Source organism: Coleofasciculus sp. C1-SOL-03, from assembly GCF_040220555.1.
In the GTDB taxonomy this organism is placed as follows: Bacteria; Cyanobacteriota; Cyanobacteriia; order Cyanobacteriales; family Coleofasciculaceae; genus Coleofasciculus.
On the sequence record NZ_JAVJUO010000232.1, the window covers coordinates 1 to 14,017 of the forward strand.

Sequence of the window (14,017 nt, forward strand, 5' to 3'; positions counted from 1 at the left end):
ATGACTGAAACCCCATTACTCTGCTGTATGAGTCAAAAAGTGTATTCAGTTTGCTCATATCCAGGTTTATTGCTGACGACAAACTCTGCGTCCCTCTGCGCTTACCTCTGCGTCCCTCTGCGTTAAAAAATTCCACGCTACTGGACTTGACTCAGACAGATAGGGGTCTGGTGGGTTACGGCGGATAGAACATTTAACGGTTATTTCTCTAATTAAATATCCACCTAACCCACCCTACTGGCGTGGCACACCTTATTTGGTGGATTAGAATCGTAGGGGCGCACCGACGTGCGCCCAATTTCACTGTCAAATCTATTCCACAATTTTAGCTGTGTCAGTCCACTACAATTACAATACAGTAATTAGGGCTTGCTCAAAGCGTTTCCCATCCTGTCTACCATGAATACCCCAGCCCACATCATTATTAATATGCTATGTCTAGGACGCCAGGATACTTCCAGTATTCTCACTCCAGTCGTCATCGGTGCATTACTCCCTGATGCGCCGATGTTTGTGTTTTACTTTGTGGAAAAAGTGATTAAGGGGACACCGGAAATGAAAATTTGGCGAGAAGCGTATCACCAAGAAAGCTGGCAAAATTTCATTGATGTTTTTAATTCTATTCCCCTCATTCTCTTTGGCTTAGTTCTTACAGGCTGGTTTGGTTCCCAGATTGGAATTATTTTATTCTCCAGCATGTTTTTACATATTGTCGGTGATTTTCCTCTGCATCATAATGATGCCCATCGGCATTTTTTCCCGTTTTCCAATTGGCGGTTTCAGAGTCCGGTTTCCTATTGGGACCCGCATCATTATGGCACTATTGTCACTATTCTGGAAATTCTCGCTGTTATTATAAGCTGTGTTGTGCTAGTCCAAAGTTATCAATCGATCACAGGTCGAATGAGTGTCGGGCTAATTGGGGTGTCTTATTTAGCCTATTTTATTTATGTTTTTACGGTTTGGGTTTAGACTTGATAATCAGCATTACTCTTCTACCCTTCTAAGTAGGTTGGTGGAAATAAACTTAACTAGATTAAGTTATGCAGACAAGCCTCAAACCATTACTGTTCCCTGTTCCCTATTCCCTGTTCCCTAATCTCCACCGCTAACTTTAATTGTGTCCACCTACTTACTTAATTCACTCAATCACCTCAATCATTGCGGAAAACGCCGCTAGCTTCTGGGTGTCTACGCCACGAATCCCGCGTGAAATTTTAATCCCAGCCCCACGGGAGTGGCGATCCAAATCATTGACAAATGCTTCCATGACTTCCACGGGTTCATCTTCGGCTAACAGTAAGGGTTGACGAAAATCGGCTTTTACGGTTCGGGCAATTTTCTGTACGCCCTTCAGCGCATCCCGCAAGGGTTCCGTACTGGCTAATACTAATAGTTCCACAAAACCAACTCCGTCTAAAATAAAGTGAAAATCATTTTCCGTGGGTGGGTTACTTTGAGGCGGTATAATTAAATGCTGTCCAGGTGTGACTAATGCCGCATCTTCTGGGGCATCCCAATAGGGAAATAAAACCACAATGTTCCCATTAGAACCGATCGCTAATACTCCCACATAGATGGCTTGACTCTCGTGGTTTTGTACCTCTATCTGAATTTCCGTGTTCTGTTTAAAGCTAGTCTTGGCGATGGTTGTGGGAATCACCCCGGCATTTTCCGCCGCCCGACTCCCCGCCCGAATCCCTAATCCGCCGCCCGCCACAGGCTGAATCGTCATCGCCACATTTAAGTTAGAGGTATTGCTGTTGAGAACCAGATGCAAAATCCGCCCCGCTAGTAATGCCTTTAAACGGGGGCGCAGGCGATTTATAGCTGTTGTTACCGACTCTGCCAACATGCCAAAGGAATCGGGAACCGGAATTAATCCCGCCGTAAATACCCCCAAACTGCCCACGGGGGGTAAGGGGTTCATTCCTTGGTGTTGCGCCTGGGGGATAGCCTCATTCGTCATCCGCCCGATAATATAATCCACCACAGCCTCTTGATTCATTGGCACCACCGTTACCCGACTCACCGACTTGAGGGCGGTACGGGCGGCTGAAATATCCTCTCCCAGCGAGGGATGAAGTCCCACTCGTAAGCTTAAATCAGCCGGAACGCCTCGTACTCGTTCCCGCATTAACATCCCCTCTGCGGGAATCGCCCGCCCTTGCGATCGCATTCTTCCATACCCCACTAAACCAACCCGTGAGGTTTGTTCCACTTCCCCCTGAACTTGTCGCTGTTGATTGATCAGCGTAAAAATCGCCCCTGCTTGAAACGCTTCTAAACTCTGAGACGAGACTCCCCCCAACCAAAACTCCACGCGATCGCCCTCTATGTTTCGTACCACGGCTTCAGCGGCTGGGGTTGAGGGTTCTAGAAGGTAAATCGGTTCCTGTTCGCGATCGCTCCCTGGCTCCACTTCATAAACTGGATCTTGGATAATACCCGACGAATTCGCCACATCCTTGGTACTCCGCGCCAAATTCACAAACACTGTACTCAACGGTTCACTCATCGGTTGTTGCCAAAGATATCGCGTCAGCAAATAGGTAAACGCCCCCGCATGAAAATCCCCGAATGGTGCATCCGTCGCCAATTGGTTTTGCGCCGCCGAACCCAGCGCCACCCCCTTAGCAATCCCCTGCTGACGCCGTTGCTGAAATTGGTCTGGGGTTAAATTCAACCGCGATAACCACTGTTGCTGATACTCAAACTCCTGCTGACTCGCTTGATCCTCCCCACTCCCCTGACGAGATGGAACCGCCCTAACCAAAAAGTTTCCCCGCAATCCCCCCCCAGAATGGCAGCTATCCATGACGACGGTAACGTTTTCGGTGTCTAAAGCGGACATCCACAGAAACAGAGTTCTGCCCATAATATCCCGCACCTTCCCCGCCTCTTTCCCGGTTTCAATTTGACGGTTATTGGGAACTATAGTGCTATTCAAATCATCGGGATTAATCGGGTTGGGGTCAATCACTCGTGAACCATGTCCAGAGTAGTGAAAAACCACCACATCTCCCGGTTTTGCCTGTTGAATTAAATGGCTTTCCACGGCATCGATAATGCCTTGACGGGTGGGTTGAATCGGGGTTTCATCGGTCACCATGAGAATATCTTGGGGATTAAACCCGAAGCGTCGCACCAACAATTCATACTGCAACTCCACATCGGTTAAACATCCTTGTAGTGTAGGGATAGGGGCGGGATAATTGTTCACACCCACCAATAACGCCAATTTGCGGGGAGTGCTTTGGGCGAGAACTTGGGCATAGCGATGTCCTTGGCGGATTAAGTCCAATTGGCTCAAACCCACCGTAGCGAGAGTTGATCCGGCTAATTGGAGAAAATGACGGCGCTTGAGTTTCGGCATAATGCAATGGTTCCCTTAAATCGGTCTATGATCGAGCAAGACGGGCATCAGGGTGCTGACGTTTCCCTTAACCGGGAATTCTGGCAGACAACCACAGACCTAGCGATCGCGCTTTGCTTAAAAGCTATAATTTTAACCAATTCGGTAGGGTTTCACCCATCGCCGCTTTGGGATAGAAAGTTGCTGATATATTCCCCTATCTCTGAATTGTTATAGGTTATGCACTTATGATTATGTTCTGTAAATATTTCTCAAACTCTTGCCAACCACAAAAGACGTAGATGGCTGGCTGGGAGATACACAAGTATTACCAATAACGAATGACAAATGACGCTTGACGCATGACAAATGAAAAAAGTATTTTTTTTACTGGGTGAACTGAATGACGATGACATGGATTGGATGCTCGCTGTGGGACACCGAAAGGAAGTTACCGCAGGAACCCTCCTCATTGAGGAAGGTAAGCCCATCGATACCCTGCTGATTCTGCTAGAGGGAACGTTATCGGTATCAGTTTCTGCCTTGCAAGGCAAGACAATCGCTCGCTTAACCAGTGGTGCAGTTGTCGGGGAAATGTCTTTTGCCGATACTCGTCCGCCCTCGGCTACGGTTCAGGCGGTGGAAACCGCTCTAATCTTATCCATTCCTCGTGATCATCTCCTGGAAAAACTGCAAAAAGACGAAGGATTTGCCTCACGCTTCTATCGGGCGATCGCGATTTTTCTGTCTACTCGATTACGGGGTACAGTACGATATCTGGGTTATGCCAAAACCGATTGGCTCAAGGATGAGAATGAGACTGAAGAGTTATCCCAAGAAGTCGTTGATAATGTACCCCTTGCCCAAGCCCGATTCGATTGGCTCCTGAGGCGTTTGCGAAATAATGACCATGCGGTGCTTCCAGATTAATGGGGACGGGTCTTCCGTAGTTAGTGTGCTAAGCCGTTCTACCAGGGGTTGAGGTAACTCAAAACCATCCAAGTGGCGAAATCCCGAAAGGGAATAACCAGGAAGTTCTCAAAGTGATTTGGGAAGCCCACACCAAATCAAAGATTATGGTGTGGGAGGATGTCACTTCTGTTGGCTGGAATTCTCTGGCGTATCAACCTTGGGTACAATGTCAGGACGATCTTTATTTTCCCAACCGGCTGGGCGCTTGGAGTTATACCAGGCGATAGAGCCAAGGACAACAGCGGCGATAAAGCCAATTACATAGACCAATGTAAACGAGAAGGGAAATTCAGAAGCTTGAGCCGCTCCTGCTTCCATCAATAAATTCATAAAATTCATAGATTCACTCCTTATCCTATTTTGGTTATCCTATCAAAACTTTCAGGAGTATCTATCACCCCTGAGACCGAATTGCGGTGATAAAGAGGTTGGGGAGATGGGGAAGATGAGGGAGATGAGGGAGATCGACACCCATTAGTACCCTCAAGTCCCTTGTCACCCCCTCAGGGTCACAACTTTACTCCTCAGACGCAGGAGGAGCTGTTACTGGTGCAGGTGCAGGTGCCGCCGGAGCGGGTGCAGGTGCCGCTTTGCGAGACGCTGGAGGCGCTGGGGGCGGTGCTACAGGCGCTGGAGCAGGTGCAGGGGCTGGCGGAGCCGAAACCGCAGCAGGTTGAGCTGGGGCAGGTGCTGGGGCTGGCGGAGCGGGTTTGGGTGCGGGGGCTGAGCGTCTGGGGGGTGGATTGCTGGGCGCTGTGTTGCGAACCGGGGCTTGGCGACGGGAGGAACGGGCGGGTGCAGGTTGGCTCCTAGTGCGACTGCGACTGCTGGTTGAACGTCGTGGGGAATAACTACGACTGGTGGAACGAGAGGTTGAACGTCTGGTGGTCGCAGCGCGGCGGCTTGTTCGTCTTCTGCTAGAGCGAGTCTGGTTTGTCTTCTTGGTATAGGTTTTTTTCGGCTCAATCGGCTTGGCTTCAATCGTCCCTTCTCGACCATCGAGTTTATTCGGTCGATCCGGAAAGTCTTCCGCCCTCATATTTTCCACCGCTTCTTCCATAAATTCGCGCCAAGCGATCGCGGCGGTGCTACTGGCTCCCCAAGTCGGTTTATTGTCATCATTACCCAGCCAAACGCCAGTTACCAGTTGGGGAATGTAGCCGATAAACCAGAGGTCACGGGATTCGTCTGAGGTTCCTGTTTTGCCCGCTACGGCGCGATCGCGTAACTGAGCGTTCCCCCCTGTCCCAGACGTGACCACATTGCGGAGCATCCAGGTCATAATGGCGGCAGTGTCTTCGTCAATGGCTCGCTCGCGTTGGATCTGTTCTCGATAAATCACCTTACCCTGGCGATCCAGAATGCGGCGAATCCCATGGGGGTGGACATGTACGCCTTGAGTGGCTAAAGTACCATAAGCACTGGTTAACTCCAATAAATTCACTTCTGACGCCCCCAAAGCCAAGGAATAGGTTTTGTTCAGGGGTGATTCAATCCCCATTTTCTCGGCAATTTCCACCACTGGGTCCCAACCCACCTTGATTAAGGTTTTCACTGCCACAATGTTCACTGAATGGGTGAGAGCATCCCGAATCGAAGTCCAACCGCGAAAGTTTTCACTATAGTTCTTGGGTTCATAGCCATCAACAACAAAGGGGGCATCCTGATAACTTTGATAGGGAGAGAAACCCGCCGCGATCGCGGTTGTGTAAACAAATGTTTTAAATGTCGAACCCGGTTGACGTTGTGCCTGGGTGACGCGGTTAAATTGCTGATCTAAGAACTCCTTCCCCCCAACCATGGCTTTGATTTGACCATTACGCGGATCAATTGCCACTAATGCAGCTTGTTCAAACCGTTGGTATTTGCCATAGGTTTCGATTGTCTCTGCCACCGCTGCTTCTGCGGCTACTTGCCACTGCGGATTGAGGGTTGTTTCCACAATCAATCCCTTTTTGCCTAAAACATCGGGGGGAACGTATTTCGGCAGTTCTTGTTGAATATATTCGGTAAAATAAGACGCCTGTCGGTCTAAACGCTTCGGGTTGCTGCGCTTTGTCCTTAAGGGAGTCGCGATCGCGGCGTCTGCTTCCCCTTCGGTAATATACCCATTTTTCTGCATCCGGCGCAGCACCACATTCCGCCGCTCTTGGGCTATTTCTTTGTTAATAAAGGGAGAATACTCGCTGGGTGCGGGTGGCAAAGCTGCCAAGGTTGCCATTTCCGCCAAGGTCAATTCTGTAACGGGTTTACTAAAATACACCCAAGCTGCATCCGCGACACCATACGCCCCAGACCCCAAATACACTAGATTCAAATAGCGCTCCAAGATTTGATCTTTCTCCAAATCCTGCTCAATTTTTTGCGCCATCCGCATTTCTTTGAGCTTACGCCCTAGGGTTTGTTGCTGATCAAAATAGACAATTCGCGCCAACTGCTGGGTAATCGTACTGCCGCCTTCCACCACATCTCTGGCTAACAGATTCGAGAACGCCGCCCGGACAATCCCTTGGTAATCCAGTCCGCTATGCTTTTCAAAGCGTTGGTCTTCTATCGAAATAAATGCTTGTTTCAGCTTGTCGGGAATTTCCCATATTTTTAGATTATCGTGAGTCGCTGGTCCAATTTGCTGGAGAATCGTACCATCGGCGGCTTTTACGGTAATTGTCTCATCCCGGATATAGGTCAACACATCATCCGTGGACTCCGGTAAGGTTTCTTCCAGGGTTTGCCAACCCAAACCGAAGGCGATCGCCCCACCACTGATCCCCACCATTCCTATCCCCACCCAAAACTTACGCCGACGATAGATAGGAGGGGGTCCGACAAATGTCTTCACTAGGGTACGAGGAATGCCCTTGATCCCATTCATCGTCACCGTTACCCCCCGTTGGCATCGTCTCACCAGACCCAAGCCTGGTGACGGTTTTGGCTGGGAGTCGGGTTGAATCTGATCCTCTGAGGCAGCCTGGGTTTCTTGTTCCGTTACTGCCTCTGAATTCAACTGACTTGATGGATCTTCGTGCTTTGGGATAGAATTTGACACTTGAACTCCTCAATTAAACCACAAGCCGCCATGACCTTTTGCTTATTTTAGGGCTTGGGATCAAAATTTGCCGGATGGATGAAGCCAAGCTTCCTTCTCAGTAAAATCCCGATGCGTAAGACTTGGCAATCTAGCGTCATCCTAGCATCGCTTTCGTTGGCGTTGAGGCATCCCAGGGGGGCAATCGATTTTGTCTACCAATGGTTATCATTTTTTATTTTTAAGGGGTTTAAGTCACTCCAGCGCTCAAATTGTATCTCAACTATTGGAAAAATCCCACCGTACCCAGGGATGCTAGGATTGGGGGCCAGTTCGGACACCATGAGGCGATCGCACTTAAAGAGGTAACATCTGGAGAGCCAAACACAGATTACCTAGATAGAATGAGGCTCTCCAGCCGACTTCAGATAGGGTTAATACTATCAGGGGAGATCAAAGCGCACATTTCCCGCCAATTGTTACATCTTCTGGCTATTGAGAACTAACACCTCTGTGAAAGAGCGTGTGACTAACCTCTCACCCGCTACCACCAAAGGACACAGTCTGACTAAGGGCGCACGTCGGTGCGCCCCTACGGTTTCTTTCCTTCTGTAATATGTTATGTAATGCTCCGAATAAAAGAGGATTATATTATCCCAGGATTGTCCTGTGCTAACATTAAATTTTTTCGTGATCCAATTGGAAAATTCTACAAATTCTTGCTCATGATTGGTTGGGGAAATTCATAATTTTCGGCGGGCTAGGTTATAGCCTGATAAACAAGAGCGCAGGTTGCTAATATGGGGCTTTCCTAGGTGCATTGAAGGTCGTTTTTGAATTTTCTGGATTAGGTCATATAAGTCACAGGGTGTGTTAGGCGCTGGCTTGGGTTTAGTTAAAAAATTGAGGATTTTCTCGCCGCAGTAGCACCGTTTTCGGTTGGGATGGTGCGTTACACTTGCGTTTTCACACCCTACAGCGATCGCACTTCTATTTTTACCCATTTATACGACAGAGCCTTGACTTGGGCTAATTTTTTAGGTACTATTTCATCATGGGAAAATGTGTCCACCTATAGACTCTATACTCGTCACTTCAAATTCTGTTTATGTCAACGTCTCACTCGGATAAAAAAAAGTCAGTTAAACCTAGGCAACAATCCGATTCTCAATTGCAAGCGATCGCTTACAGCTTAGATAGTCTCGTTCCAGGATTTTATCTTTGGCTAGGTGATCTGAAAATTAGGTTAGGTGGGAGTGAACCGGAAGAAACCTATCCTGGAATTATTCATAGTTGGTGGGGTATAGCACTGGTTCTACCTGGGTATCGGATCTATAGTACCTATCAAGGTAGCTATGACCCTTGATCAGCATGATCTGGATGGCATTGCCAAAATCACGGTTAAAATTCTGCCAACTCCTGCATTTGAAGCGCTTTTAATTGCTGCCGGATATAGTCAGGTGGGTACGGCTCCAGCTAAAGGAAATCGGATTAAAGTTTGGTAGGTTCACGCAAGTTTCAGGCGAATAGAAGCAATTTATAGTCCAGATGGCGCAGTTGCTATTACGGCTTATCATGTCACTTGATCGGCGATCGCACTCTCTCCCCTCAATCCAACCCTAACGCGATCGCACTTCTATTTTTACCCATTGATACGATAGAGGGTTGACTTTGGCTAATTTTTTAGGTATTCTTTCATCATGGGAAAATGTGCCAGCCTATAGACTCTTTCCTCATCACTTCAAAAACATAGATTACACCGATTGGATGGCACTCCCAAGAAGACACAAAGCGTGAAGCACACAGATTGACACAGAGGACTTAATAATTTCCCGACAATTCTTACATCTTCTGGCTATTGAAAACTAACGCCTCTGTGAAAGAGACCGAGGGCGCACGTCGCAGTCTGACCAAGGGCGCACGTCGGTGCGCCCCTACGGTTTCTCCCCTTCTGTAATATGTAATGTTCATCTATTTGACTTCGGGGTGCTACGCGACTACAAGATTGGCGATTCCACTTGCTCTTCTGTGGATTCATGTTTGCCGTTTTTCTCTGATTCTTGGGTAAATTCTTGAAATAATTCAAAAAATTTATTCAAAGCGGTTCTTTCATCTTCCGAATAAAATAGTATTATATTATCCCAGGATTGTCCTGTACTAATGTTAAATTTTTTCTTGATCCAATTTGGGAATTCGACAAATTCTTGCTCGTGTTTGGTTGGGGGAATTCCTAATTGACGGCGGGCTAGGTTATAACCTGATAAACAAGAGCGCAGGTTGCTAATATGGGGCTTTCCTAGGTACATTGAAGGTCGTTTTTGTATTTTCTGGAGTAGATCATATAAGTCACTCATCTTTCACCTCTTGGTTTGGATTGTCACTTTATTTTAACTCAATTCCCATTAGGATTTAAAAGTCAGTCTCTGTAATTTGGAAATCGCCGCCAAAGTCTTTGATGGGACAGTAGAGGTTATTCAGCCAAGCTTTTCGGGAAATGCCCTGGTGATGAATATTATCAAAGATGAGTTCTTCTTCCCCTATTTTCACGGCAATTCCTTGATTTGGGCTTAAACTTTTTCGTTCCTTGGGTGATCCCACTCTTCCTCGTTAACCCAACCCTAACGCGATCGCACGATTGATCAATGTACAGGATGGGAAGGGGTTGAGCCTGGTTATCCGATGGGATGCAGCCAAAGCGCGATCGCATGAATTATTTATCCCGTAGGGTGCGTTAGGCGCTGGCTTGGGTTCATGTTAAAAAATTGGGGATTTTTGCGCCGTAACGCACCGTTTTATGTTTGGATGGTGCGTTAACGAAGTGTAACGCACCCTACTAACCCAAACAGCGATCGCTAACGCCTCCGTGTAATTAGTGCGATTAATCTTTCACCCGCCACCGCTACCGTTTCTATAAATCAGTAACATCAGTGTTATGGATAGATTAAAGCATTATCGGCAAATCATCCAAGATATTTTAACAGAGTATCATCAACTCAATGAAAAATCGGGTTCGACAACTGAAAGTGCTTTAGCCTTTGATCAGGTACACGATCAGTACCTTTTGCTGTTGATGGGATGGCACAAGGATGAGCGGATTAAGAGTGTGATGATTCATATTCGTTTAAAAGATAACAAAATTTGGATTGAGGAAGATTGGACAGAGGATGGAGTGGCGACAGATTTGTTACACAAAGGAATTACACGAGAGGAGATTGTTTTAGCGTTTCATCCACCTCATGTTAGACAATATACTGAATTTGCGTTAGCGTAGCTTAACCGTTGGTATCGTCTAAGGGTTGACTTGTAAGGAAAGTGGGTGCGATCGCGCTGGTGTTTATCCTCAATTTTAGGATAGGCGATCGCACTTCTAGTTTTACCCATTTCATTTATAGGACAGAGGCTTGACTTTGGCTAATTTTTTAGGTATTCTTTCATCATGGGAAAATGTGCCAGCCTATAGACTCTGTACTGATCACTTCAAAGCAAAACAGAAACAGGAGCGATCAGAGGATTTCCCTGATGGTTAATCATCCTATCCGGTGAAAGGAATGGAACGACGATAAAGGATTTGGGGATAATATTGTAGGGGCGCACCGACGTGCGCCCTTTGCCTAACGTGCGCCCTTGCTGACGTGCGCCCTTATTATAATATTTGCCCTGACATTATTTGTACCTTGACACACAGATGCTGCGATCGCGCCTTGGTTGAACCCCATCGGATAACCAGGCTTAACACCTTCCCACCCAGTACACTGATAATCGTGCGATCGCAACAGCTAAGTTAGAATTGTTGTAGCCTAGGCAGAGAGTGAGGTAAGGATTGCGTTATAGCTTTGATTGGGACTCGACCAAAGACCAGCAAAACATTCGTAAACACCGAGTTTCTTTTCGTCAAGCCGCGACAATCTTTAACGATCCCAATCAGCTATCTATTTATGATCTTAGAACATAGCCAGGATGAAGAACGCTGGATTACGATGGGAATAGACAGCACAGGTTTGGTTCGCGTTGTCGTACATACTTACGAACAGATTAACGATGAATTGTGCCAAATTCGGATTATTTCGGCACGGAAAGCAACAAATCGAGAAATGAGACAGTATAGGGAGGAGAATTAATGAAAGCAGACTATGATTTTTCTAAGGGTGAACGTGGCAAGTTTTATCATCCTGATGCCGTTTTTAACTTTCCCATTTATCTTGAACCCGATGTCAATGAGGTGATGAACAAGCTTGCTAATGAGAAGGGCGTTGAAGTTGAGATATTGGTGAATGAATGGCGAGAGAGCTAATATAAAGCTGATTGAAAGCGTTCGGCGAACCAATTGATGGGGCGATCGCACTCAACCTACCAATCGCGCGATCGCACTTCTATTTTTACCCATTTATACGATAAAGGCTTGACTTTGGCTAATTTTTTAGGTACTATTTCATCATGGGGAAATGTGCCAGCCTATAGACTCTATACTTATCATTTCAAAAACACAGATTACACGGATTGAGTGACACTAAAGAGAAGACACAAAGCGTGAAGGACACAGATTAACACAGAGGACTTAATAATATCCCGACAATTCTTACATCCTCTGGCTATTGAGGACTAACGCCTCTGTGAAATCAGTGGGGCTAACCTCTCACACCCCACCGCTACCGTTTCCATAAATCTGTGAAATCAGTGTTATGGTAATCGCTACTTTGAGCCTAATAGTTTGTCATATTCGGCGTGTGTTCCGATCCAAAACCAAACTAGATCATTATCCTGTTCGACTGCAATCGCTCTGTAGTGTAAACCAATTCTAACTGACCAAAATCGACTGACTTTCTTTAAATGTAGTGAGGGATATCGAGGATCTTGTTTGAGCAACTCGTAACATTTATCAGCAAGTTCTTGGATGTCAGAGGGTAGCTGTCGATAATAATACCAAAAATCGGGGGTAGCTCGATGTTTCACAAATCAGTACATCTTCCTTGTCGTAAATCGTTTAAGGCTTTGTCGGCTAGTGCATCGAGCCTACCCGCCACAACATCTGTCTCAAATTGCCGATCCCAATTGGCTGCATCAAATTCAGCAAACCAAGTCCTAAATTTTACCAGATCTTCATCGGAGAGTTGACTGACAGCACGTTCAATTTCCCTTAAGTCACTCTTAGTCATAAGTCCTCATTTTTTACAGATCCTTTTAAATTATAGAGCTTTTGGCTTTCCTTGGCTTCACGTCTCAACCTAACTCTAACGCGATCGCACTTCTATTTTTACCCTTTTATACGATAGAGGCTTGACTTTGACTAATTTTTTAGGTACTATTTTATCATGGGAAAATGTGTCCACCTATAGACTCTTTCCTGATCACTTCAAAAACACAGATTACACCGATTGAGTGGCACTAAAGAGAAGACACAAAGCGTGAAGCACACAGATTGACACAGAGAACTTAATAATTTCCCGACAATTCTTACATCTTCTGGCTATTGAGAACTAACGCCTCCGTGAAATCAGTGGGGCTAACCTCTCACTCCCCACCCAAAACGTTTCTATAAATCCGTGAAATCAGTGTTGCGATCGCTCTTACATTTTTACCCATTTATACGATAGCGGCTTGACTTGGGCTAATTTTTTAGGTACTATTTCATCATGGAAAAATGTGTCCACCTATAGACTCTTTCCTCATCACTTCAAAGCTCAACTTAAAGGGGAGCGATCGCAGAATGTCGCTGATGGTTAATCATCCATCCCGTGCAGGGAATGGAACGACGATAAAGGATTTGCGGATTATGTAGGGGCGCACCGACGTGCGCCCTTTGCCTAACGTGCGCCCTTGCTGACGTGCGCCCTTATTATAATATTTGCCCTGACATTATTTTGCCCTGACATTATTTGTACCTTGACACAGAGGTACTGCGATCGCACGATTGCTTAGTAGACAGCACTTTCTCATATCATGTCCGCCTAAACAGTCATTATTCCCTTTTGCCTTGCAATCTTCTTCCTTCCCTTGGAGCCTTCTGCCTTCTCTCCACCGATAGTGTAAGTATTCCACCGGACAAGATATCACACGGAGGTGTACAGCTAAAATTGTGGAATAGATTAATGGTTGAGTTGGGCGCACCAGGCGACGGGAAACGGGCGCACGTCGGTGCGCCCCTACATTTCTTATCCACCATTTTCGGTGTGCCACCACGATGATAAACAAGGGAAGATGTTAATCGATCGCATTGCGTCGGATCAGGTATTAGACCAGGCTTTTGGGTGGTTGTGTGCTAAACGCGCCCACCATCATTTCAATTCGGATGTTTGGCAGGTGCGGCGCTGGTGGGATGAGAAAAAATCCCGTCTCCAGCAGCAATTGCGGGAAGGAACCTATAGGTTTCGGGAATTACGGGTGTTTTGGGCTGGGGATGAGCGGGTGGAGTATTGGTCCTCGTTGGATGCGTTGGTGTTGAAGGCAATGGCGATTGGTTTAACTGAACACCTGCACCCCCATCTTTCGCCCCGGTGTTTCCATTTAGCCGGGAGGGGGGGAATGAAGGCTTACAGGTGTAGGTTTTTTATTTTATGGTTGGGACAAGACAAGGAGGGCAAGGGGGACAAGAGGACAAGGGAGGAAAACCGTACAGAATCTTGTTCGGTCAAGCTAACTTCTAAAAGCCGAAACGCCCTATTTTTCGT

The 14,017-nt window shown here is 46.7% G+C and carries 15 protein-coding genes and 1 pseudogene; 9 read left to right on the top strand and 7 right to left on the bottom strand.

Annotated features, from left to right (window positions below; genetic code table 11):
• The first annotated feature begins 399 nt into the window (after positions 1-399).
• Positions 400-972 carry a hypothetical protein gene (locus tag RIE73_RS35225; RefSeq protein WP_446405589.1) on the top strand — a complete coding sequence of 191 codons (573 nt, stop codon included), beginning with the start codon at positions 400-402 and terminating at the stop codon, positions 970-972.
• 169 nt (positions 973-1,141) lie between these two features.
• Here the strand turns inward: RIE73_RS35225 and RIE73_RS35230 are convergent, their stop codons facing one another.
• A complete protein-coding gene (locus RIE73_RS35230; protein WP_446405590.1) occupies positions 1,142-3,376 on the bottom strand; it encodes a caspase family protein in 2,235 nt (744 codons plus the stop codon).
• Between the two features lie 348 nt (positions 3,377-3,724).
• On the opposite strand from RIE73_RS35230, the gene RIE73_RS35235 reads away from it, so the two are divergent.
• Complete coding sequence (locus RIE73_RS35235; RefSeq protein ID WP_446405591.1) at positions 3,725-4,285, top strand: cyclic nucleotide-binding domain-containing protein; 561 nt, start codon at positions 3,725-3,727, stop codon at positions 4,283-4,285.
• Between the two features lie 162 nt (positions 4,286-4,447).
• Here the strand turns inward: RIE73_RS35235 and psb35 are convergent, their stop codons facing one another.
• Together psb35 and RIE73_RS35245 are read right to left on the bottom strand one after the other, a co-directional pair.
• Positions 4,448-4,657 (bottom strand): photosystem II assembly protein Psb35, encoded by a 210-nt coding sequence (gene psb35 / locus RIE73_RS35240; protein ID WP_446379004.1) that lies wholly within the window; start codon positions 4,655-4,657, stop codon positions 4,448-4,450.
• Between the two features lie 187 nt (positions 4,658-4,844).
• Positions 4,845-7,199 (bottom strand): transglycosylase domain-containing protein, encoded by a 2,355-nt coding sequence (locus RIE73_RS35245; protein WP_446405601.1) that lies wholly within the window; start codon positions 7,197-7,199, stop codon positions 4,845-4,847.
• A 1,261-nt stretch (positions 7,200-8,460) separates the two neighbouring features.
• Here RIE73_RS35245 and RIE73_RS35250 point away from each other — a divergent pair.
• Both RIE73_RS35250 and RIE73_RS35255 read left to right on the top strand, forming a co-directional pair.
• Positions 8,461-8,718 carry a hypothetical protein gene (locus RIE73_RS35250; RefSeq protein ID WP_446405592.1) on the top strand — a complete coding sequence of 86 codons (258 nt, stop codon included), beginning with the start codon at positions 8,461-8,463 and terminating at the stop codon, positions 8,716-8,718.
• On the top strand, positions 8,708-8,857 hold the full coding sequence (locus RIE73_RS35255; RefSeq protein ID WP_446405593.1) for a hypothetical protein: 150 nt from the start codon (positions 8,708-8,710) through the stop codon (positions 8,855-8,857). Before RIE73_RS35250 ends, RIE73_RS35255 begins: the two co-directional genes overlap by 11 nt.
• Positions 8,858-9,349: 492 nt before the next feature.
• On the opposite strand, the gene RIE73_RS35260 is transcribed toward RIE73_RS35255, so the two are convergent.
• Together RIE73_RS35260 and RIE73_RS35265 are read right to left on the bottom strand one after the other, a co-directional pair.
• Entirely contained in the window at positions 9,350-9,706 is a 357-nt protein-coding gene (locus RIE73_RS35260) for a hypothetical protein (RefSeq protein ID WP_446405594.1), read from the bottom strand.
• A 55-nt stretch (positions 9,707-9,761) separates the two neighbouring features.
• On the bottom strand, positions 9,762-9,950 hold the full coding sequence (locus RIE73_RS35265) for a papain fold toxin domain-containing protein (protein ID WP_446405595.1): 189 nt from the start codon (positions 9,948-9,950) through the stop codon (positions 9,762-9,764).
• Positions 9,951-10,284: 334 nt separating this feature from the next.
• Here RIE73_RS35265 and RIE73_RS35270 point away from each other — a divergent pair, with 334 nt between their 5' ends.
• From RIE73_RS35270 to RIE73_RS35285, 4 genes are all read left to right on the top strand, one after another.
• Positions 10,285-10,623, top strand: a complete 339-nt coding sequence (locus RIE73_RS35270) for an element excision factor XisI family protein (protein ID WP_446344310.1) — start codon at positions 10,285-10,287, stop codon at positions 10,621-10,623.
• A gap of 549 nt (positions 10,624-11,172) precedes the next feature.
• Positions 11,173-11,304 (top strand): BrnT family toxin, encoded by a 132-nt coding sequence (locus RIE73_RS35275; RefSeq protein WP_446405596.1) that lies wholly within the window; start codon positions 11,173-11,175, stop codon positions 11,302-11,304.
• Positions 11,288-11,470 carry a BrnT family toxin gene (locus tag RIE73_RS35280; RefSeq protein ID WP_446405597.1) on the top strand — a complete coding sequence of 61 codons (183 nt, stop codon included), beginning with the start codon at positions 11,288-11,290 and terminating at the stop codon, positions 11,468-11,470. The genes RIE73_RS35275 and RIE73_RS35280 overlap by 17 nt, the downstream gene beginning before the upstream one ends.
• The gene (locus RIE73_RS35285; protein WP_446405598.1) at positions 11,470-11,643 is read left to right on the top strand and encodes a hypothetical protein; all 174 of its coding nucleotides are present in this window, start codon (positions 11,470-11,472) and stop codon (positions 11,641-11,643) included. The genes RIE73_RS35280 and RIE73_RS35285 overlap by 1 nt, the downstream gene beginning before the upstream one ends.
• A gap of 398 nt (positions 11,644-12,041) precedes the next feature.
• On the opposite strand, the gene RIE73_RS35290 is transcribed toward RIE73_RS35285, so the two are convergent.
• Together RIE73_RS35290 and RIE73_RS35295 are read right to left on the bottom strand one after the other, a co-directional pair.
• Entirely contained in the window at positions 12,042-12,302 is a 261-nt protein-coding gene (locus tag RIE73_RS35290; protein WP_446405599.1) for a ParE family toxin-like protein, read from the bottom strand.
• Entirely contained in the window at positions 12,299-12,505 is a 207-nt protein-coding gene (locus tag RIE73_RS35295; protein WP_446405600.1) for a hypothetical protein, read from the bottom strand. The genes RIE73_RS35290 and RIE73_RS35295 overlap by 4 nt, the downstream gene beginning before the upstream one ends.
• 937 nt (positions 12,506-13,442) lie before the next feature.
• Between RIE73_RS35295 and RIE73_RS35300 the strand changes: the two are divergent.
• Positions 13,443-14,017, top strand: a pseudogene (locus RIE73_RS35300) (hypothetical protein); the annotation flags it as partial.

Coding starts and splice junctions, on each gene's coding strand:
- RIE73_RS35225 (WP_446405589.1), top strand. CDS start 400: ATGAATACCCCAGCCCACATCATTATTAATATGCTATGTCTAGGACGC.
- RIE73_RS35230 (WP_446405590.1), bottom strand. CDS start 3,376: ATGCCGAAACTCAAGCGCCGTCATTTTCTCCAATTAGCCGGATCAACT.
- RIE73_RS35235 (WP_446405591.1), top strand. CDS start 3,725: ATGAAAAAAGTATTTTTTTTACTGGGTGAACTGAATGACGATGACATG.
- psb35 (WP_446379004.1), bottom strand. CDS start 4,657: ATGAATTTATTGATGGAAGCAGGAGCGGCTCAAGCTTCTGAATTTCCC.
- RIE73_RS35245 (WP_446405601.1), bottom strand. CDS start 7,199: ATGAATGGGATCAAGGGCATTCCTCGTACCCTAGTGAAGACATTTGTC.
- RIE73_RS35250 (WP_446405592.1), top strand. CDS start 8,461: ATGTCAACGTCTCACTCGGATAAAAAAAAGTCAGTTAAACCTAGGCAA.
- RIE73_RS35255 (WP_446405593.1), top strand. CDS start 8,708: ATGACCCTTGATCAGCATGATCTGGATGGCATTGCCAAAATCACGGTT.
- RIE73_RS35260 (WP_446405594.1), bottom strand. CDS start 9,706: ATGAGTGACTTATATGATCTACTCCAGAAAATACAAAAACGACCTTCA.
- RIE73_RS35270 (WP_446344310.1), top strand. CDS start 10,285: ATGGATAGATTAAAGCATTATCGGCAAATCATCCAAGATATTTTAACA.
- RIE73_RS35280 (WP_446405597.1), top strand. CDS start 11,288: ATGATCTTAGAACATAGCCAGGATGAAGAACGCTGGATTACGATGGGA.
- RIE73_RS35285 (WP_446405598.1), top strand. CDS start 11,470: ATGAAAGCAGACTATGATTTTTCTAAGGGTGAACGTGGCAAGTTTTAT.
- RIE73_RS35295 (WP_446405600.1), bottom strand. CDS start 12,505: ATGACTAAGAGTGACTTAAGGGAAATTGAACGTGCTGTCAGTCAACTC.